The following is a 19,319-nucleotide window of genomic DNA, read 5'->3' as shown; positions in this document are numbered from 1 at the left end:
GGGGAGACATCGCGCGACTTGCCTGGGGGGCGCCCGTGTCCGAAGAGCCGGGCCGCGACCGTGTGATCGCGGGCCGCTACCGTCTGCTGTCCCCGCTCGGCGAGGGCGGCATGGGCACCGTGTGGCGCGCCCGGGACGAGGTGCTGCACCGCGAGGTGGCCGTCAAGGAGGTGCGGGCCCCGGCCGGGCTGCCGGCCTCCGACGTGGAGCGGATGTACGCGCGCCTGGAGCGGGAGGCGTGGGCGGCGGCCCGGGTCTCGAACCGCAACGTGGTCACGGTGTACGACGTGGCGCTGGAGGCGGGCCGGCCGTGGATCGTGATGGAGCTGGTGCGCGGGCTGTCGCTCGCCGACCAGCTGGAGGCGGAGGGCCCGCTGTCGCCGCAGCGGGCCGCGCACATCGGCGCCGAGGTACTGGCCGCGCTGCGCGCCGCGCACGCCGCCGGGGTGCTGCACCGGGACGTGAAGCCGGCCAACGTGCTGCTCGCGAACGACGGCCGGGTGGTGCTGACCGACTTCGGGATCGCCTCCGTCGAGGGCAGTTCCGCGCTGACCATGACCGGCGAGGTGATCGGCTCGCCCGAATTCCTCGCGCCGGAGCGGGCGTTGGGCCGGACGCCGGGACCGGAGTCGGATCTGTGGTCGCTGGGCGTGCTGCTGTACGCGGCCGTGGAGGGCGTCTCGCCGTTCCGGTACGACACCCCGCTGAGCACCCTGCGGGCCGTGGTCGAGGACGAGTTGCCGCCGCCGCGCGGGGCCGGGCCGCTCGCCGGTGTCATCGAAGGGCTGCTGCGCAAGGATCCCGCCGAGCGGCCGGCCGCCGCGCGGGTGGAGGACGAGCTGCGGATCGTCGCGGCCGGCGGCGCCCCCTCTGGGGGAGGAGCACCCTGGACTGCCCCGGTGCAGGTGCCGCCGGACACCGCACCGACGACCGCGGGCCGGTACCGGGAGCCGTCCTCAAGGCCCTCCCCCGCACCTCCGGTACCCCTGCCGGGCAGCACGGCGTCCGAGGAGCCGGAACGCTCCCGGCGGACCGGTGCGGTGCTGGTGGCGGGGGTCCTCGCGGTCGTACTCGCGCTCGCGGGACTGACGTACGCCTGGCTGAACCGCGACCACGGCGGCGGTCGGGTGGCGGAGGGCGGCGGCCGGGCCGGCGGAAGCGCGCACGCGCCGGCCGCACACCGCAGCACCGACTCGGACACCGGGACACCGTCGGCCCCGAGCGGCAGTACGTCGTCGAGCGCCCCGCCGGCGCAGTCCGTGCACGTCACCCTGGCCGGCACGCACACGACGTACTCCGGGAGCTGTCCGCCGCCGGCCGCGCAGGCGCCCGCCTTCACGGCGACGTTCACGGTGGGGCGGGTGCCCGCGCAGGTGGAGTACCGGTGGGTGACGACGCGCGGGTCGGTGTCGGATCCCGGGTGGCGGACACTGTCGTTCCCGGACGGCGGCGGGAAGAGCCGGCAGGTGCGGGTGACCCTGACGGTGTACTCCGGCGCCGGCACGACCACGGACCAGGTCGGGGTGAAGGTGCGCGGTCCCGTGCGGACCGCGTCGGACACGGTCCCGTTCTCGGTGAGCTGTACGACGGGCACGCCGACGGAGACCCCGTCGGGCGGGGCCTCCGCTTCGGCGTCGGGCTCACCGGAGAATTCACCCTGAAGGGTGAGCCCGCTCCCTCACGCGTTGTTCGTGAGCACCGGCAGATAGCCGCCCGACTGGCCGGCCGCGGTGGGGTGGTACGACTCGCCGATGTCGAGCCAGTTGACGCTGTGCAGCCAGGAGTCGCCGGAGCAGATCTCATGGCTGGCGAACGCGGTGCGGACGTCGCCGAAGACGAAGCCGTGAGCCTGGGCGCGCTTCTGGACGGCGGCGTCGATGTAGTCGGCCGCGCCGTTGATCGCGGACCGTTTGGTGTCGGAGAGCCCGAGGCAGGTCTGGCCGAGCAGGTAGAAGCGGGGGTAACCGAGCACGACCACCCGGGCGTTCGGGGCCTTGGCGCTGATCGCGTTGTAGACGGTGTCCAGCTTGCCGGGAAGCGTGGAGTCGACGTACGCCTTCGCGGTGTTGATCCGGTCGAGGCAGGCGCTGTCGGACTGGATCACACAGGTCGTCATGACGTCGGAGAATCCGGCGTCGTTGCCGCCGATGGTGACGGACACCAGTGAGGTGGAGGAGTTCAGGGGGCCGAGCTGGTTCGCGAGGACGTCGTCCGTCTTCGCGCCCGAGCAGGCGTTGAAGGCGAACGAGGACGGGCTGTGGGCGGCGTTCCACAGGTAGGGGTACGCCTTGGTGCTGCGGTCGCAGCTGCCGCTGGAGCTGATGTAGCTGCCGGCGCCGACTCCCGAGGAGTAGGAGTCGCCGAGGGCCACATAGCCGCCGGCCGCGGCCGTCGAGGACGCCTGCGCCGAGGCGGCCCCGGTGAGACCGAGGCCGGCGGCGAGGAGGAGCGAGGCAACGAATCCGGTAAGTCGGGAACGTCTCATGGAACCTCCCTTTAGCAGGATCTCTGCCACAACTGTCGTAGCAACTACGCGTGTTGACGGGAAGTGTTCATGCCAAGACTATTCGGGTCTCAACAGGATCAACCAGAAACATTCACGGCTCATCTATTGCGTGTCCATGCCATGTCTGTTGACGGTTCGACAATCGCCTTCTTGACGACCCCCCTCGGTCCGCGCCACAGTGAAGCCCGGCATCCGGCGCGTCGGGGGGCAAAGTCGCCAATGCAGACCTTAGGCATCAAGTCACCTTCACCAGACGGCAGCGCCGAGGACTCCGGTACGACGCGGAGCGGGCCGGGGAGGGCCCTGTCACCGCTGCTCGCCGGGGCGGCGACCGCCATCGGCGGTGTCGGCGCGCTGCTCGCGCTCGTCGACGCCACCTCCGTACTGCGCGGACCGTGCGCCCTGTTCTTCCTGCTCGGGGCGCCCGCCATGGCGCTCGCCGTGGCACTGCGCGGGCTGGATCCGTTCGGCAGGGCGCTCTGCGCGCTTGCGGGCTCGGTCGTGGTCACCATGCTGGTTGCCCAAGGCATGCTCGCGGTTCACCGCTGGTCGGTCCGCGGCGGGGTGCTCGCCGTGACCGCGCTCAGCGCGCTGCTGCTGCTCACCGTCCTACTTCGGGAACGGATTTCCGAAAAACGTACACAAGGCCGAGCAACACCGGCCAAAGTTGTGTAACGGCCAAACCAACAAAAACGTGAGGGAGCCCTTCAGGGGTTGCCTTTCGGGTTCAATCGTCAATACCGTCGTACATCTCACCCGCACCGGCACGTCGGCACACGGCTCCAGGGGAGGGCTCAGGGCCGCGGCGTCACCGGCGCGGGGCGCGGTAGGGGGGTGCCGTGCTCGGTGACCGCAACTGTGACCGAGCCGTGCCGCGCGACCGGCTGCCGTATTTCCCGGACAGACCGGCCAGCTTTGCCAGCTCATCGGCGTGCACGGAGATCAATTCCCAGATCGATTTCCCGTGCCGAAGATGAGAACCCCCCTTTCGAACCGGACACAGAGCCGGACCGCCCAGGGGCGGGCGGTCCACCGGACGAGAGGGAAAACACTCGTGAGTTCCGTGCTGCGCCCGCCGAGTTCGGGCCAAGATCCGTTCATTGAGGCCCACTACCGGCCCATCTCCTCTCACCTGGCGATAACCCCGCCGGTGAGCGTGGTGATTCCCGCCATGAACGAGGCGGAGAATCTCCCCTACGTCTTCAAGTCGCTCCCGGACTGGATACACGAAGTCGTTCTCGTGGACGGCAACTCCACGGACGACACGGTCGGCGTGGCCCGCTCCCTGTGGCCGGACGTCAAGGTCGTCGGACAGCGCGGCAAGGGCAAGGGGGACGCCCTGATCACCGGGTTCGAGGCGTGCAGCGGCGACATCATCGTGATGGTCGACGCGGACGGCTCGGCCGACGGCGGCGAGATCGTGTCGTACGTCTCCGCCCTGGTCTCCGGCGCCGACTTCGCCAAGGGCTCGCGCTTCGCCAACGGCGGCGGCACCGACGACATGACCTTCATCCGCAAGCTCGGCAACCGGGCGCTGTGCGCGGTGGTCAACCGCAAGTTCGGGGCGCGCTACACCGACCTCTGCTACGGCTACAACGCGTTCTGGCGGCACTGCCTCGACAAGATCGACCTCGACTGCACCGGCTTCGAGGTCGAGACGCTGATGAACATCAGAGTGGTCAAGGCCGGCCTGAAGGTCCAGGAGATCCCGAGCCACGAGTACCTGCGCATCCACGGCACCAGCAACCTGCGGGCCGTCCGCGACGGCATCCGGGTGCTGAAGGTGATCCTCAAGGAGCGTTCCAACCGGCGCGAGCTGCGCCGCCACGAACGCCACTCGCCGCTGCTCGACACGGTCGGGGGAGAGGTGTCTTGAGAGATCCCGGCATCTCCGTCGTGATCTGCGTCTACACCGAGGACCGCTGGGAGGACATCCTCGCGGCGGTCTCGTCGGTGCGCGCGCAGTCGTACCCGGCGCTGGAGACGCTCCTGGTCGTGGACCACAACCCGGCCCTGAAGGACCGGCTGGAGCGCGAGTACAAGGAGAGCGCGGGCGTCCGGGTGCTGGCCAACGCGGGCCCGCGCGGCCTGTCCGCCGGCCGCAACACCGGCATCGCCGCCTCCCACGGCGAGGTCATCGCCTTCCTGGACGACGACGCCGTGGCCGAACGGGACTGGCTGCGCCGGTTCGCCGACGGGTACGCCGACCCGCGCGTGATGGCGGTCGGCGGCCGTACGGAACCGGTCTGGGCGTCGGGCCGGCGGCCGGCCTGGTTCCCGCGCGAGTTCGACTGGGTGGTCGGCTGCACCTACCAGGGGCTGCCACCGGGCCGGGTCCGGGTCCGTAACGTCCTCGGCGGAAACGCTTCCTTCCGGCGTACGGCGTTCGAGGCGGCGGGCGGTTTCGCCACCGGCATCGGCCGCGACGGCGACCGCCGCCCCCTGGGCTGCGAGGAGACGGAACTGTGCATCCGCCTCACCCGGGCCCGCCCCGACGCCGTCCTGCTCATCGACGACCGGGCGGTGATCCACCACCGGGTGCCCGCCCCCCGCGAGCGCTTCGCCTACTTCCGCACCCGCGCCTACGCCGAGGGCCTGTCCAAGGCGCTGGTGGCGAAGAGCGTCGGCGCGGACAAGGGCCTGGAGTCCGAACGCCGGTACACCACCCGGGTACTGCCCGCCGGCGTCGCCCGCGGCCTGCGCGACGCCCTGCTGGCCCGGCCCGGCGGCGCGGGGCGCGCGGGCGCGATCGTCGCGGGCGTGTTCGCCGCGGCGGGCGGCTACGTGGTGGGCAGCGTGCGGGCGCGGCGCGGCGGTACGACGTTCTCGGTGGCGCCGGTCGAAGGGGGCACAGGTGAGTGAGACTCCGGTACCGATCCTCATGTACCACTCCGTCGCCACCGCGCCCAACGACGCCACCCGCGCCCTGTCGGTCGCACCCGAGGCGTTCGCCGAGCAGATGGCGCTCATCGGCGACCTGGGCCTGACCCCGGTCACCACCGCCGCCCTCGCGGCCCGCTGGCGCTCCGGCCGCCCGTTGCCGGCACGGCCGGTGCTGATCACCTTCGACGACGGCTACGAGGGCGTGCACCGGCACGCGCTGCCCGTCCTCGCCAAGCACGGCTTCCCGGCCACGCTGTTCGTGTCCACCGGCTGGATCAGGGGCGCGTACGACACCGGGGGCGGCCTGGACACCATGCTCGACTGGCCGCAGGTGCGGGAACTCGCGGACGCCGGCGTCGAGATCGGCGGGCACAGCCACACCCACCCGCAGCTCGACCAGCTCGGCGAGGAAGCGCTGCGCACCGAGCTGACCCGCTGCACGGAGATCGTCACGGACGAACTCGGCGCCCGACCGGTGTCCTTCGCCTATCCCTACGGCTACTCCGACCGCAGGGTCCGCGGGGCCGTGCGCGCGGGCGGGTACGCCCAGGCGCTCGCCGTCGGCAACGCCCTCGCCCGCCGCCGCCAGGGCCCGTACGCGCTCCAGCGGGTCACCGTCCGGCGCGGCACCGGCGTGGAGGAGTTCGAGCGGCTGCTCCACGGCCGCGCCGTCACCCGCACCTTCGCCGGGGACCGCGCCCTCACCAAGGGGTACGCCCTCGTCCGCAGAGCCCGCCAGGTCCGCCGGAAGGCCATCCGTTCCCGTGTCTGACACGACCACCACGACCGAGGCCGCGACGACCGCCGCCGAGGCGCCCGGGAAGTCCGGGCGCCGCCTCCGGCTGCCCGGGACGGGCCGGTCCGCCGGCGGCAGCCCGCTGTTCCGCAACGCCTACGCGCTGATGCTCAACACCGGCATCTCCGCCGTGCTCGGCCTCGGCTTCTGGCTGGCCGCGGCCCGCTACTACTCCGAGGACGCGGTCGGGCAGGGCTCGGCCGCCATCGCCGCGATGAAGTTCCTCGCCGGACTCACCGCGGTCACCCTGACCGGCGCCCTGGCCCGGTTCATCCCGGTCGCCGGGCGGCACACCGGCAAGCTCATCTTCCGTACCTACGCGGGCAGTTCCCTGCTGGTGGCGCTCGCGGGGGGCGTCTTCCTGGTGACGCTGGACACCTGGGGGCCGTCGTACCGGTTCCTGCACGGGACGGTCAACGGGCTCGGCTTCATCCTGGCCGTCGTCGCCTGGAACGTGCTCACCCTGCAGGACGGTGTGCTGACCGGGCTGCGCAGCGCGACCTGGGTGCCGGTGGGCAACACGGTGTTCTCGGCGGTCAAGCTGGCCCTGCTCGTCGCGTTCGCCGTCGCCATCCCGACCAGCGGTGTCTTCGTCTCCTGGGTGGCCGCGATCGCCACCTCGGTGGTGCCGCTGGGCTGGCTGGTGTTCCGGCGGCTGGTGCCCCGGCACGTCGAGGCGACCGAGGGCCACACCGAGCCACCGACGCTGCGGCAGGTCGGACGGTTCCTGGCCGGGGACTACACCGGCTCGCTGTTCTCGCTCGCCGTGATCTACCTGGTCCCGGTGATCGTCGCCGCGCAGGTCAGCTCCGCGGAGAACGCCTACTTCTACATCGCCACCACCATCGGCGGCACGACGGACCTGCTCGCCATCAACATGGGCGCGTCCCTCACGGTCGAGGGCTCGCACGACCCGGCGCGCCTGGCCGCCCACACCCGGGCCGCACTGAAGCGGATGGCCCGGATCATGCTGCCGATCGCGGCCCTGTGGATCATCGGCGCCCCCTGGCTCCTCGGCGTGTTCGGCCAGGGCTACGCGGGCGCGGCGACCCCGCTGCTGCGCTGGCTCGCGGTCGGCTCGGTGCTGCGGGTGGTGATCGAGACGTACTTCGCGGTACTGCGCGCACGCAGCCGCACCGCTCCACTCGCCTGGCTGCAGGGCCTGTTGTGCGTGCTGGTGCTGAGCCTGACGCTGCTGCTCCTGCCCCGGATGGGGCTGACCGGCGCGGGCGTCGCCGAAGCCGCCAGCCTCGCGGTGATCGCGGTGATCGCCGCGCCGAAGCTCCGCAAGACGATCCGGGCCGCGCCCGCCGCCGTACCCGACACGGTGGCGCCCGACGGGGACCTCGCCGACCTGGGCACGCCCGAGGCCCCGGCCCCCTCGCCGGTACGCCGGCTCGGCCCGGCCTGGGCGCTGGACTCCGACACCCTGGCCCTCGGCATCCACGTCGACTTCGACCATGTGGAACGCCGGCCGGACGTCCGCCCGGGGCCCGGCACACCGCCCGCCGGTACACCGGTGCCTCCGGCGGGGCTTCCGGTCGGGTCTCCGGTGGGGCTTGCGGTGGGTCTTCCGGTGGAGGAGAGGAAGCCCGGCAGCGAGGCGTCGCTGGGCCCGGCCGAGGCCGAACTGCTACGGGAGGCGGAGATGGCGGAGGTGGACGCGCCGTTCACGGAGGAGGAACGGGCGGCGTCCTTCGACCGGCCCGCCCAGTCCGCGCCCGGCACCGCCGTACCGGACGAGACCGTCGCCGAGGAGCCCGTGCCCGAAGAGCCCCCGGTACCGGTCCCGCTGCGGCAGCGGCTGCTGCCCACCCGCTCCGGTGTCGTCCTCGGCTGTCTGCTGATCGCCGCGCTGCTGCTGTACTGGGTGCCCGCGCTGCGGCTCGGCGAGGCCGATCTGGACCGGATGGGCGGCCTCGGGCTGATCTCCGTGCTGCCGCCGCCGACCCTCGTCGGAGCCGCCCTGCTGGTGACCGTCTTCGCCGCGCTGCTGTGGCTGCGCCGGGAGCACCGGGCGCTGCTGCTGCTCACGCTGGTGGCGACGGTCGTCTCGCTGCACGCGCTGCCCGCCGTGATCGAGACCGAGCCGCGGTTCCCGACGGCCTGGCAGCACCTCGGGTTCCTCGACTACATCGACCGCACCGGGTCCGCCGTACCGGACCTGGACGCCCGCTGGAGCTGGCCGGGCTTCTTCGCGGTGGCCGCGTTCGTCGGCCGGGCCTGCGGGATCACCGACTTCACCGAGGTCATCCGCTGGTGGCCGACCGCGATCCAACTCGCCTATCTGGCACCGGTGTTCCTGCTCACCCGGTCGCTGCGGGCGAGCTGGCGGGCGAGGTGGACCGGTGTCTGGCTGTTCGTGCTGTGCGGCTGGATCGGCCAGGACTACTTCTCGCCGCAGGGCTTCACCTATCTGCTGTACCTGGTGTTCGTGGCGATCCTGCTGGTCTGGTTCTGCCCGCCGCGCGTGATCTGGACGAGGCTCCGTCCGGGCGAGGCGGAGGCGGAGCCGGTGGACCGGCGCACGCGGGCGGTCCTGCTCCTGGTGCTGATCGGTCTGTACGCGGCGAGTGTGCCCGCGCACCAGCTCACCCCGTTCGTCATGCTCGGGGTGCTCGCGGCCCTCGTCCTGCTCGGCCGGTCCGAACTGCGCGGCCTGCCGCTGCTCTTCGCCGTGCTGGTCGCGGTGTGGGTCGGTTTCATGGCCGAGCCGTACTGGTCGGGGCACTTCAACGACCTGTTCGGCGGCGTCGGCGGGGTCGGCAGCAATGTCTCGACCTCGGTCTCCGGCCGGATCCAGGGCGGCAGTTCGACACACAAGCTGGTGCTGTACGCCCGGGTACTGCTGGCGGGCTCGGTGCTGGCGTTCGCCTGCTGGGGCTGGTGGCGCCGCCGCTTCCACCGCTACCGCGAACGCTCCCTGCTGGTCCTGACCTTCCTGCCGTTCCTGGGCTTCGGCATGCAGTCGTACGGCGGTGAGATGGCGCTGCGCGTCTTCATGTTCGCGGTGCCCGGCGCCGCCCTGCTGGGCGCCCTGGCCCTCTTCCCGCGCACCGGCGCGACGGCCGAGGAGCGCGAGAAGGACCGCATCAGCCTCGCCCCGCTGGCCGCGCTGCTGGCCGGGCTGCTGCTCATGGGCGGCTTCCTGGTGGCCCGCTGGGGCAACGAGTCGTTCGAGCGGGTCCGGCCCGGCGAGGTCGCGGCCATGAACTGGGTGTACGCCCACGACAGGCCGACGGTACGGCTGCTGTGGCTCACCCAGGACACGGTCAACGACGTGACCCCGGCGATGCCGTGGGGCGCGCGGGACATGGAGCGGGTGAACTATGTGCCGACGCTCGCCCCGACCGACCCGGTGCTGGTGTCGGGCCTGGTCAAGGCGCTCAAGGACGCCGGCCCGAACTCGTATCTGATGGTCAACCGGAGTCAGGTGACCTATCTGCAGCTGGACGCGGGCTACTCGGCGGCCTGGGAGCCCCGGCTGATCGAGAACCTGGACGACCGGCAGGAACTGACGAAGGTCCTGGTCAACGATGACGTCACCGTGTTCGCCCTGCGCAGGCAGCCGGCGGGCGCGGTGCCGGAGCCGCACCCGGGCCCGATCGGGCCGCGGGTGACCTGGACCCCGTGGTCGGTGGTCGGCGCGCTGTCCGCCGTCGTCCTGGTCCTGCTGCTGGCCGCACGGGAGGTGGTACGGGTGGGGGTCCGGCCCGGTGTGCGCCAACTGCGGGCGCTGCAGGGCACGTTCTGGTTCTCGCTGCCGCTGCTGGCGGTGGTACTGGCCTCGCTGGTACAGCGGTTCCTGACCCTGAAGTGACGGGTGTGGGGTGGCTCAGCGGTCGAGCCACTTCACCTCGTACGGCCCCATGTCGAACCGCTTGCCGTCGACCTGGGCGCTGATCGTCCGGTTCTGTGTGTTGACCACCAGGACCGTCCTGCTGCTCGCGAGGACCCGGACGTTCGGCTGGTCGTCCCGGGCGACGGACACCGTCTCGTACCGCGTCCCCGGCGGGAACGCCCTGGCGAACCGGGACACCAGGCCGTACATGGGCAGGGCCCTGCCTCCGCCGGCGCTGTCGGTGGGGGTCCACAGACAGCCCGCGCAGCCGGTGCCCGTCCTGTCCTCCGGGTTCCAGTAGAAGCCGGAGCCGGCGCCGCCCTCGACCATGGCGATCATCCCGGTGGCCTGGACGGCGACGCGGTGCGGCTCGGACCAGCCCTTGCGGTCGTCGTTGCCGTCGCCGGGCTCCACGTAGTACTCGGCCCACCACAGCGGCAGGCCGCGGGTCTGCCGCCGCACCCACGCGCTGACCGCCGTGAGCTTGTCGGTGGCCGTGAACTCGTCGGGCAGCAGTGCGTCGTCGCGGGTGTAACTGGAGCCGTCGACCACGGTGAAGTCGGCGCCCGCCTTGTGCGCGTTCCAGTACGAGAAGGCGTCGAGCACCCGCTGGTCCATGGCGCCCCAGGGCCCCCGCAGTGCGCTGGAGGCGTCCTTGTCGCGCGGGTCGACGCTGTCCATCACGAGGTAGGGCCCGCCGACCATGATGTCCTTGTCGACCTGCTTCAGCGCCTTGTACACCAGGTTGTACATCCTGGTGTATCCCTCGTAGTCCCAGCGGGACCCGGCGTCGTTCCAGAAGCCCTTGAACTCGTTCCAGACGATGAAGTGCTTCACGTCCGGGTAGCGCCGGGCGATGGTGGCGGCGAGGTCGGCGAAGTCCTGGTAGTGGCCGGGGGTGGGGGCGGTCTCCAGGGCGGCCTGGCTCCAGTTCGTGCTGTCGGCCCCGGCCTTGCCGCCCTTCATCCAGTCCGGGGAGCAGCACAGGGTGATCACCGGGGTGCCGCCGGAGGCCCGCATGAAGTCGATACGGCGGTCCAGCGCGCCGAAGTCGTAGTGCCCGCGGACCGGTTCGGGGTTGTCGGCGCCCCAGCCCATGATGTGCTGGTTCTGCGCCAGCCCGCCGTTCCGCCCGAGCAGTTGCCGCACGCGCGAGGTGGCGGCCGGGGCACCCTCGTCGGCGCTGTACTGGGTGTGGGTGAAGCCCCAGCCGACATACGGCTCGGGTTTCCCGCGGGGCGTGGCGGGGGTGCCGTGCACCTTGTCGCCGTCGCGTGTGGTGCCCGCCGTACTGGCCCCGCCGGACAGCGTGCCGAACAGGGTCACCGCGAGGGCCAGCACCGCCGCACCGACCCCGAGCAGAGCGGTGAGCCGCCACCGCCGAGCATCCGAATCCCACCCATGACGTGCCATCAAGGACAACAGTACAAGCGCCCCGAAGGGGCGCGGGGCTGTTTCGATATGCGGCTCCGCCGCGTGCGCGCGACCGGCCCAAGACGGCCGGCACCCGGAGAACAACGCATCCACCGCCGCGAAATGCCGTGCGCACAGCACGCCCGTGCCGGATCATGGCCCCATGTCTGCGAACCCACACGACGCTCTGCCGATCCGGCTCCACGTCGACGACTCCGACTCGCCGTCCGACGTCGTCGACGCGCTGTTCCTCGGCCGCTTCGCGACGGGCGAGCAGCCGTACTCGCACGCGGCGAACATCGACCGCGTCCGCTCCGGCGCGAACCTGCTGCCCGACGGCGCCCGGGTACTGCGGGTCGCCCGCGACGACGACCGCAGCGCCACCCTCGCCGAGGGCGACGGCTGGACCCTGCTGGTCTCCCGCTGGAACCGCGGCGCGGACGTCACGGTCACCGCGACCAGCGCCGAACTGGCCAAGCGGGTCCTCGACCAGGCCACGGACGGCGCCGCCGACGAGCCGGAACCCCAGCCCGAGAACGTGACGATGGGCTTCTGGTACGTCTCCCCGAGGCGTGGCCCGCACCGCACCACCCGCCAGATCTCGGCGGGCACCTGGGACGAGGTGCGGCCCAACTACACGGCGCCGGTGGCGGACGCGATGGACCGCCTGATGAGGACGACACCGGAGGACATCGCCGGCCGGCTGCTCCTGCTGCACGGCCCGCCCGGCACCGGCAAGACGTCCGCCCTGCGCACCCTGGCCCGCTCCTGGCGCGACTGGTGCCAGGTGGACTGCGTCCTGGACCCGGAGCGGCTCTTCTCGGACGTCGGCTATCTGATGGACATCGCGATCGGCGAGGAGGACTCGGCGGGCAAGGGCCGCTGGCGCCTGCTCCTCCTGGAGGACTGCGACGAGCTGATCCGCGGCGAGGCCAAGCACACGGCCGGCCAGGCCCTGTCCCGGCTGCTGAACCTCACCGACGGCCTGCTCGGCCAGGGCCGCAACGTCCTGGTCGGCGTGACGACCAACGAGGACCTGGAGCGCCTGCACCCGGCCGTGGTCCGCCCCGGCCGCTGCCTGGCCCGCATCGAGGTGGGCCCGCTGACCCGCCGCGAGGCGGTGAACTGGCTGGGCACCGAGGAGGGCGTCGGCCGCGAGGGCGCGACGCTGGCCGAGCTGTACGCGCTGCGCCGGGGCACGTCCCCGACGTCGGTGCCGGGGGCGCGGGACGGCGCGGACGCGGGCCTGTACCTGTAGTGCTTTGATGGTGCTGTGACCTTGTTCGTCGGCACCTCCGGGTGGCAGTACAAGGACTGGCGGGACCTGGTCTATCCGGCCGGGGTCCCGGCACGGCTGTGGCTGGAGGAGTACACGCGGCTGTTCGCCACGGTGGAGATCAACAACGCCTTCTACCGGCTCCCGACGTACGACACCTTCACCGCCTGGCGCGACCGCGTCCCCGCGGACTTCGTGGTGGCGGTGAAGGCCAGCCGCTACCTCACGCACATCAAACGCCTGAAGGACCCCGAGGAACCGGTTCACCGCCTGATGAGCCACGCGGCGGGCCTCGGCGACCGGCTGGGCCCGGTCCTGCTCCAGCTCCCGCCCACCCTGCGCGTGGACCCTTCCCTCCTGGACGCCTGCCTGGCCTGCTTCCCGCCCGGTACGAGGGTCGCGGTGGAACCCCGCCACGACTCCTGGTGGACGCCCGAGGTGCGCGAGGTGCTGTCGGCCCGGGGCGCGGCCCTGTGCTGGGCGGACGTCCTGGCCCGCCCGGTCACCCCGCTGTGGCGCACCACCGGCTGGGGCTATGTCCGCTTCCACCAGGGCCGGGCCCGGCCCTGGCCCCGCTACGGCCGCCGCTCCCTGGAAACCTGGGTGGACCGGATCGCGACGACGTGGCCGGACGGGGAGGACGTGTACGCGTACTTCAACAACGATCCGGGCGGGGCGGCGGTGGCGGACGCGGTGGTGTTCGGGAGGGCGGCGGGCAGGGCGGGGCTGGCGGTGACCAGAACACCGGAGCCGTTGGCACGCCGGTGATGTGTCACGCCGGTGCCCCTACTCCCCGTAAGCCGCCCGCAGGGCGTCCCGCACGGCGGCCAACGCCTCCGGCTCCCCCAGCCCCAGCCTGCGCACCCGCTCCGCGTACGCCTGAGCGGCCAGGGAGGCCTCTCGTTCGGCGGCCGAGCCGGCGGCGGCCACGAACGTGCCGTTGCGCCCCCGCGTCTCGATCACCCCGTCGTTCTCCAGCGCCCGGTACGCCTTGGCCACGGTGTTCACGGCGAGGCCGAGGGATTCGGCCAGCCCCCGCACGGTCGGCAGCCGGTACCCCACCGGCAGCGCCCCGGACCGTGCCTGCTCGGAAATCTGCGCCCGCACCTGCTCGTACGGCGGCGCGCTGTCATCGATGCGGATCTTCAGGCTCACACGGTGATTGTCCCGTACGCGCCGGAAAATGAGAGGCATCCCCGGTGCCCCTCCGCCTACTGTGCCTGCTCATGACAGTGATCGTGCGCGACCTGCGCCCCGACGTGCCGGCCGACGCCGAAGGCTTCGCCCGGGTCCGCCGGCTGGCCCTTCCGTACATCCTGTTCACCTCGGACTCGATCCGCCACGACGCCCTCCGCATGCCGGCCGGCGCCCGCTACCGCCCGCTGGTCGCGGAGGAGGACGGCGAGGTGATCGGCACGGCTCAGGCGCACCTGGCCCACGACAGCACCGAGCCGGGCCAGGGCCTGCTGAACATCTACGTCCGGCCGGACCGGACCGGTCGCGGCGCCGGCCGGCTCCTGCTGCGGGCGGCCGAGGAGTACCTCACCGCCCGGGGCGCGACCCGGCTGCTCACCTGGGTCCTCGACGAACCGGCCAACCGCGCCTTCGCCGAACGGCACGGCTATCGCGGCAGCCGGTCCGCCCACTTCCTGCGCCTCGACCTGACGGGCTCCGCCCTCCCGCCCCTCCCCGGCACCCCGCCGGGCGTCGAGCTCCGTACGGCCGCGGACTTCGCGGACGATCCACGCCCGCTGTTCGAACTGGACGCGGAGACGATGCGGGACGAACCGGGTGACGTCGCCTACGAGTTCTCCGACTACGACGCCTGGATCGAGCAGTACTGGAACCATCCGCTGCTGGACCGCGACCTGACGGTGGCCGCGTGTGTCGCGGGCCGCCCTGTGGCCTTCAGCGTGGCGTACACCGACGGCACCACCCGCTACAGCACGGCGATGACCGGCACGGCCCGCGCCCACCGGGGACGCGGACTGGCCAAGCTGGCCAAGATCCACTCTCTGTACCGGGCGCGGGCGACCGGCGTCACCGAGGCGTTCACGGGCAACGACACCGGGAACGCCCCGATGATCGCGGTCAACAAGTGGCTCGGGTACGAAATCTGCGCGACGGAGGTACGCCATGTCCGCGAACTCGGCTGACACAGCGGCGGGGTTGGTGGTCGTCCTGGTCAAGGCCGGACGGACGAAGATCCGTTATCCGGCCGAACTGCTCCAGGACGACGGCACCCGGATCGCCGTACGCGCGCCCTGGGCGGGCTCCGGCATCCGCGACTTCGGCTTCGTCCGCTTCGAACCCGGGGACGTCTTCACCGAGTACTACTGGCGCGACCGCTGGTACTCGGTGAAGGAGGTCCGTGCCGCGGACGGCACGGTGAAGGGCTGGTACTGCGACATCACCCGGCCGGCGATCCGCGACGACGGTGAGCTGGTCGTGGAGGACCTCGACCTGGACCTGTGGCGCTCCGCCGACGGCACGGACGTACGACGCCTGGACGAGGACGAGTTCGCCGAGAGCGGGCTGGCGGAGACGGATCCCGAGGCCGCGTCCGCCGCCGTGGCCGCCCTCGGGGAACTGGAGACGCTGGCCCGCGCCGGCGGCTTCGCGGAGCTGCTGTCCTGACACCCCCTGCCCCGCGGGCCCGGTGTCACACGGTGGCCACCACCGCGTACCGCTCGTCGGCCACGGCCCTCCCCCGCAACTGAGGGTCGTCGGACAGTCTCTCCACATGTATGCCGGAGCTCAGCGGTGCCACGAACGCGGTGAGCCGGTCCGCGGGTATGCCGACCACCGCGTCGCGCCCGGCGAGCTTGGCGCGGGCCGGCTCGGCCATCGCCGGGGAGGAGTCCACGCCCGTCACGGGGTGCCCCTGTTCGGCCGCGAGGAGCGACAGGGACAGCCGCAGCCCCCATGTTCCCCGTCTCTTTCGTCATGCGCCAAGAGTGACACCCGCCACTGACAACCCGGCTCCGATGAGGAACTCTCCCCACAAGCGACTATCTCCGTACCAACGCGGAACCCGGTAGGCGCTGAAGGAGGCAGCCATGCGCCGCGTGACCGTGCAGAAGCCCCTGAAGAAGACGAACACCCGCCGGATCCGCGAAGACGCGGACGGGCGCCCCACGGGGCGCCCGGAAGTGCGCAAGGACATCGCCCGCACCTGGTGGCCCGACGGCTGACCGCCGGGGCCGTCAGTCCAGCCGCTTGCGGTAGTGAATCCGGTCGTAGGGCCCGTCCACGCGGCGTTCCACGACCTCGTATCCGTACTTCGGATAGATCTCCTGGTTCTCCCACATCAACGCGTTCGTGTAGAGCCTGATCTCCCCGAGCCCCAGCTCACGCGCGCGTGCGTCGACGAAGTGCAGCAACCGCCGCCCGACGCCCGCGCCGTGGGCGTCGGGGCGGACGGCGATGCTGTCCAGGAAGAGGTGGCCGGCGAACGCCTCGATCACGACCAGCCCGACCACGGGTTCCCCGGTGACGAACACCTTGCCGCCGGCCACGTCCGCCGCGTGGTCCGCCTCCATGGGCTGCGGCACCACGCCGATGCGCTCGATGTAGTGCCGGTAGGCCGCGTCCGTCACCGCCTTGACGGCCGCCACATCGTCGGCGACGGCCGGCCGGACGCGCTCCTGCTCCTTGTGGATCATGGACGCACGCTACCTGCCTGAGCGCCATCCGAGTACCCGCGTGTCCGAACGGACCGCCGGGTCCGCCGGATCGAGGAGTCATGGGGCTTCGGCGCTCATTCGACCTGGGCGACCTTGTAGGCGATCCCGCCTTCGATGAGGTAACCCGCTCCGACGCAGACGATGTCGTTCAGCCATGCGTACTCCTGCGATCCGGTCTCGAAGAGCGGGTTGGTGCGGAAGTAGTACCGGGACGGGTCGATGTCGTACCTCTTGGCCGGATCGGCGATGTCGGCCCGCAGTCCGGGCGGGGTGACCCAGCGGCCGCCGTAGGTCATGTACACCAGGGCGCCGTCGTGGGTGCGCAGGGTGAGGCGCACGTCCAGTGACAGCGTCCCGTCGGGGCGGAGCAGCGCCCAGTCGCCGCCGATCGGGAGCACGTCGCCGTGCAGGCGCGGTCCGTGGAAGGTGCCTCCCGTGTCGCCGAAGAGGGTTCTGCGGCCGAGCGGGCCGGTGCCGAAGTCCAGTCGGGGGCTCAGGTCGATGACGAGGTCGAACAGGTGGCGCGTGGTGATCTCGCCGAAGGCTTTCGTGCGGGGGTCGGGGGTCATGCGCTGCCTCCCAGCAGGGTGTGCCGGACCTGGTCGGTGGAGACGCCCGACTGGGCGCACAGCTCCGCGAGGTCGAGGAAGAACCGCTCGCCGGCGATCAGGCCGTCAGCGAAGGTGAACTGGAGGAACACCGGCAGTTCGGCGCGCCTGCCGTTGGGCGTCACGCCGAACCGGTCACCGGTCATGGTCATGCGTGCCGTTCCCCAGCAGGCCAGGGTGTCGTCGTTGCCGGCGTGCCCGTCGAGGGTGACCTCGTAGTCGGGGAAGGACGCGAAGAAGCGTGCCAGCGCCTTCTCATTGTCGGGCAGGCCGCGGGCCCTGGTGCCGAAGGGCGGCGACTCCAGCAGTACGTCCTGGTGCAGGAGCCGGAGCGCCGCGGGCAGGTCCTGACGGCTCTTGGCGTGCGCCAGTGCCTGGGCGAGTTCGAACATCTGATGGGTGTCCACGCAGAAAACGTACGGTCGTACGTACGTTTTTTGCAAGGGGGTGGCACAATGAGGCCGGTGAGCGAGGATGTGCAGGACGGGCGCCTGCTTCGAGGTCTGCGGTCGCGACGGACGATCGTGCGGCACGCCGTCGACACGGCGTCGCTGGAGGGGCTCGACGGGCTCAGCTTCGGTCGGCTCGCGACGGATCTGAACGTGGGCAAGAGCAGCATCCAGACGCTCTTCGCCACGAAGGAGAAGCTCCAGCTGGCGGTGATCGAGGCGGCGCGCGAGGCCTTCGAGGAGGCCGTGATCCGCCCCGCGCTGGCCCGGCCCCGGGGCGCCGAGCGGCTGCGCGCCCTGGTCGAGCACTGGCTCGCCTACGCCGAGCAGCCGCTGTTCCCGGGCGGCTGCTTCTGGGCGGCGAACCTGCCCGAGTTCGACAGCCGGCCGGGCCCGGTGCGGGACATGCTGGCCGGCCAGCAACGGGCCTGGCGCGACCGCATCGCCGCCGAGCTGCGACACGCCGTCGATGATGCGGGGACGAGTGCCGGCTTCGATGCCGACCTCACAGCGTTCCAGATCGACGCCGTGCTCACCGCCGCGAACACCGCGATGCGCCTGGGCGACGACACGGCGGCCGCGAAGGTCCGCCGCGTCGTCGACAGCCTCCTCGCGCCGCTCGGCGCGCCCGGCTGAGAAATGATCACCGGCGAGGCGGGCGGCCTGGCGAGGCAGCTGGCTGCTCGCGCCGCCGGGAGCCAACCGGGGAGCCAACCGAGGCGTCCGGCGGCGAACGGACCCGAACCGACGCGGACAGTCGCGCTGCTCGGACGCAGGCGGGCCACCGGGTTCCCGCTCCCCTTCCTGAGCCCTCGGTTAGTCCGGCCTTAACGGCACCATAAGAATCCCGTCCACCCGCCTCCGGCAGCCGATCTCGCGGCCACTCGGGGCTAGCTTCGGATCACCCCACGCGCAGCGCCGGTGAGGGTTCCAGGGCCTGTCCGGCGGCTCAGGTCGGACAGGCCCCGGCGGCACGTCAGCTGAAGGCCGACGCGCAGGTGGTGGCGGTGGCGTGGGCCGGGTCGAGCGCGTTGGCCACCTCGTGGAAGGCGATGCGGTCGAACAGGCCGATCGCGACGTGCTCGGAGAGGTCGAGCGGGCACAGGTCCTGGAGCAGGACGTTGTGGACGTCCGAGCCGCTCAGGTACTGGCTCCGCCACGGGGTGGCCACCTCGTCGTACTTGGTGGCGATGACCGTGTAGTGCACCCCGGGGACGGTGTCGCCGCCCGTGTTGAGCTTGGTGAGGAAGCCGGAGCCGGGGATCTGGTCGGCGAGGCCGGGGGTGGTGGCCTTGATCAGGTCGCCGGCGCCGGGGAAGTACGGCAGCAGGCTGGTGAGGCCGCTCAGGGTGGCGCCGTGGCTGTCCGGGGCCAGGCCGACGAGGGCGTTGACCTTGTCGGCTCCGCCGAGGAACTTCAGGTAGTAGCGGGGCATCAGGCCGCCCTGGGAGTGGCCGACGAGGTCGGCCCGGGTGGCGCCGGTCGCGGCGAGCACCCTGTCGACGTAGGCGGACAGCTGCTCGGCCGACTTGTCGATGGGGCCGAGGCCGTGGAAGAAGGGGACTCCGGCCAGTTGGCCGTAGTCGAGGGAGAAGACGCAGTATCCGCGGTCCTTCAGATACGGGGCGAGGGACAGCCAGTTGTCGATCGAGTTGCCGAGGGTGCCGTGGACCAGGACGACCGGACGGGGATGGGAGGCTGAGGGCTTGCAGGAGTAGTCGTTCCATCCACTGCTGGGCGCGGCGTCGGCGGCGTGGGCGGTGGCGGCCGGGACGGCGGCGACGGCGGTGGCGAGGAGCAGCGCGGCGAGGGGTCTGAGCACGCGCTTCCAGGGCAGCATCGTGTGATCTCCTTGCGGCTC

Annotated in this window: 19 protein-coding genes and 1 pseudogene; 12 read left to right on the top strand and 8 right to left on the bottom strand. The window is 71.9% G+C overall.

From position 1 onward, the window contains the following. Positions 1 to 35 precede the first annotated feature (35 nt). A complete protein-coding gene (locus tag ABT171_RS11955) occupies positions 36 to 1,661 on the top strand; it encodes a serine/threonine-protein kinase (RefSeq protein ID WP_351242500.1) in 1,626 nt (541 codons plus the stop codon). A gap of 17 nt (positions 1,662 to 1,678) precedes the next feature. Here the strand turns inward: ABT171_RS11955 and ABT171_RS11950 are convergent, their stop codons facing one another. Next, positions 1,679 to 2,485, bottom strand: coding sequence for an SGNH/GDSL hydrolase family protein (locus tag ABT171_RS11950; protein ID WP_351242498.1), 807 nt, complete (start codon positions 2,483 to 2,485; stop codon positions 1,679 to 1,681). A 171-nt stretch (positions 2,486 to 2,656) separates the two neighbouring features. On the opposite strand from ABT171_RS11950, the gene ABT171_RS11945 reads away from it, so the two are divergent. The 5 genes from ABT171_RS11945 (at position 2,657) to ABT171_RS11925 (ending at position 10,005) form a co-directional block, all read left to right on the top strand. Beyond that, positions 2,657 to 3,181 carry a hypothetical protein gene (locus tag ABT171_RS11945; protein WP_351242496.1) on the top strand — a complete coding sequence of 175 codons (525 nt, stop codon included), beginning with the start codon at positions 2,657 to 2,659 and terminating at the stop codon, positions 3,179 to 3,181. Positions 3,182 to 3,560: 379 nt separating this feature from the next. After that, positions 3,561 to 4,382 (top strand): glycosyltransferase family 2 protein, encoded by an 822-nt coding sequence (locus ABT171_RS11940; protein WP_351242494.1) that lies wholly within the window; start codon positions 3,561 to 3,563, stop codon positions 4,380 to 4,382. Beyond that, a complete protein-coding gene (locus tag ABT171_RS11935) occupies positions 4,379 to 5,368 on the top strand; it encodes a glycosyltransferase family 2 protein (protein ID WP_351242492.1) in 990 nt (329 codons plus the stop codon). The genes ABT171_RS11940 and ABT171_RS11935 overlap by 4 nt, the downstream gene beginning before the upstream one ends. Then, complete coding sequence (locus tag ABT171_RS11930) at positions 5,361 to 6,161, top strand: polysaccharide deacetylase family protein (protein ID WP_351242490.1); 801 nt, start codon at positions 5,361 to 5,363, stop codon at positions 6,159 to 6,161. Before ABT171_RS11935 ends, ABT171_RS11930 begins: the two co-directional genes overlap by 8 nt. Next, positions 6,154 to 10,005: a polysaccharide biosynthesis C-terminal domain-containing protein gene (locus ABT171_RS11925; protein ID WP_351242488.1), complete on the top strand. Its 3,852-nt coding sequence runs from the start codon at positions 6,154 to 6,156 to the stop codon at positions 10,003 to 10,005. The genes ABT171_RS11930 and ABT171_RS11925 overlap by 8 nt, the downstream gene beginning before the upstream one ends. A gap of 15 nt (positions 10,006 to 10,020) precedes the next feature. Here the strand turns inward: ABT171_RS11925 and ABT171_RS11920 are convergent, their stop codons facing one another. After that, positions 10,021 to 11,439 (bottom strand): GH39 family glycosyl hydrolase, encoded by a 1,419-nt coding sequence (locus ABT171_RS11920; RefSeq protein WP_351242486.1) that lies wholly within the window; start codon positions 11,437 to 11,439, stop codon positions 10,021 to 10,023. A gap of 163 nt (positions 11,440 to 11,602) precedes the next feature. Here ABT171_RS11920 and ABT171_RS11915 point away from each other — a divergent pair, with 163 nt between their 5' ends. Both ABT171_RS11915 and ABT171_RS11910 read left to right on the top strand, forming a co-directional pair. After that, entirely contained in the window at positions 11,603 to 12,697 is a 1,095-nt protein-coding gene (locus tag ABT171_RS11915; RefSeq protein WP_351242484.1) for a DUF5925 domain-containing protein, read from the top strand. Between the two features lie 15 nt (positions 12,698 to 12,712). Then, complete coding sequence (locus tag ABT171_RS11910) at positions 12,713 to 13,483, top strand: DUF72 domain-containing protein (protein WP_351242482.1); 771 nt, start codon at positions 12,713 to 12,715, stop codon at positions 13,481 to 13,483. Positions 13,484 to 13,501: 18 nt separating this feature from the next. On the opposite strand, the gene ABT171_RS11905 is transcribed toward ABT171_RS11910, so the two are convergent. Beyond that, a complete protein-coding gene (locus ABT171_RS11905) occupies positions 13,502 to 13,870 on the bottom strand; it encodes a GntR family transcriptional regulator (RefSeq protein ID WP_351242480.1) in 369 nt (122 codons plus the stop codon). A 71-nt stretch (positions 13,871 to 13,941) separates the two neighbouring features. Here ABT171_RS11905 and ABT171_RS11900 point away from each other — a divergent pair, with 71 nt between their 5' ends. Then, positions 13,942 to 14,871, top strand: a complete 930-nt coding sequence (locus ABT171_RS11900) for a GNAT family N-acetyltransferase (protein WP_351242478.1) — start codon at positions 13,942 to 13,944, stop codon at positions 14,869 to 14,871. Next, on the top strand, positions 14,852 to 15,352 hold the full coding sequence (locus ABT171_RS11895) for a ribonuclease FAU-1 family protein (RefSeq protein ID WP_351242476.1): 501 nt from the start codon (positions 14,852 to 14,854) through the stop codon (positions 15,350 to 15,352). The genes ABT171_RS11900 and ABT171_RS11895 overlap by 20 nt, the downstream gene beginning before the upstream one ends. A gap of 25 nt (positions 15,353 to 15,377) precedes the next feature. Here the strand turns inward: ABT171_RS11895 and ABT171_RS11890 are convergent. Continuing rightward, a pseudogene (locus ABT171_RS11890) lies at positions 15,378 to 15,626 on the bottom strand (class I SAM-dependent methyltransferase); the annotation flags it as partial. A gap of 148 nt (positions 15,627 to 15,774) precedes the next feature. Between ABT171_RS11890 and ABT171_RS11885 the strand changes: the two are divergent. Continuing rightward, on the top strand, positions 15,775 to 15,909 hold the full coding sequence (locus tag ABT171_RS11885) for a hypothetical protein (protein ID WP_351242474.1): 135 nt from the start codon (positions 15,775 to 15,777) through the stop codon (positions 15,907 to 15,909). A 12-nt stretch (positions 15,910 to 15,921) separates the two neighbouring features. Here ABT171_RS11885 and ABT171_RS11880 read toward each other — a convergent pair whose 3' ends face one another. The 3 genes from ABT171_RS11880 to ABT171_RS11870 form a co-directional block, all read right to left on the bottom strand. After that, positions 15,922 to 16,380 (bottom strand): GNAT family N-acetyltransferase, encoded by a 459-nt coding sequence (locus ABT171_RS11880; protein ID WP_351242472.1) that lies wholly within the window; start codon positions 16,378 to 16,380, stop codon positions 15,922 to 15,924. Positions 16,381 to 16,475: 95 nt separating this feature from the next. Further along, a complete protein-coding gene (locus tag ABT171_RS11875) occupies positions 16,476 to 16,970 on the bottom strand; it encodes a DUF3237 domain-containing protein (protein ID WP_351242470.1) in 495 nt (164 codons plus the stop codon). Continuing rightward, the gene (locus ABT171_RS11870) at positions 16,967 to 17,416 is read right to left on the bottom strand and encodes an ester cyclase (protein WP_351242468.1); all 450 of its coding nucleotides are present in this window, start codon (positions 17,414 to 17,416) and stop codon (positions 16,967 to 16,969) included. The genes ABT171_RS11875 and ABT171_RS11870 overlap by 4 nt, the downstream gene beginning before the upstream one ends. 57 nt (positions 17,417 to 17,473) lie before the next feature. Here ABT171_RS11870 and ABT171_RS11865 point away from each other — a divergent pair, with 57 nt between their 5' ends. Continuing rightward, positions 17,474 to 18,094 (top strand): TetR family transcriptional regulator C-terminal domain-containing protein, encoded by a 621-nt coding sequence (locus ABT171_RS11865; protein WP_351242466.1) that lies wholly within the window; start codon positions 17,474 to 17,476, stop codon positions 18,092 to 18,094. Positions 18,095 to 18,434: 340 nt separating this feature from the next. Here ABT171_RS11865 and ABT171_RS11860 read toward each other — a convergent pair whose 3' ends face one another. Beyond that, complete coding sequence (locus tag ABT171_RS11860) at positions 18,435 to 19,298, bottom strand: esterase/lipase family protein (protein WP_351242464.1); 864 nt, start codon at positions 19,296 to 19,298, stop codon at positions 18,435 to 18,437. Positions 19,299 to 19,319: the final 21 nt, after the last annotated feature.

This window comes from Streptomyces sp. NPDC001851 (genome assembly GCF_040297165.1).
GTDB lineage: Bacteria > Actinomycetota > Actinomycetes > Streptomycetales > Streptomycetaceae > Streptomyces.
This window is presented reverse-complemented; position numbering and strand designations above follow the sequence as displayed.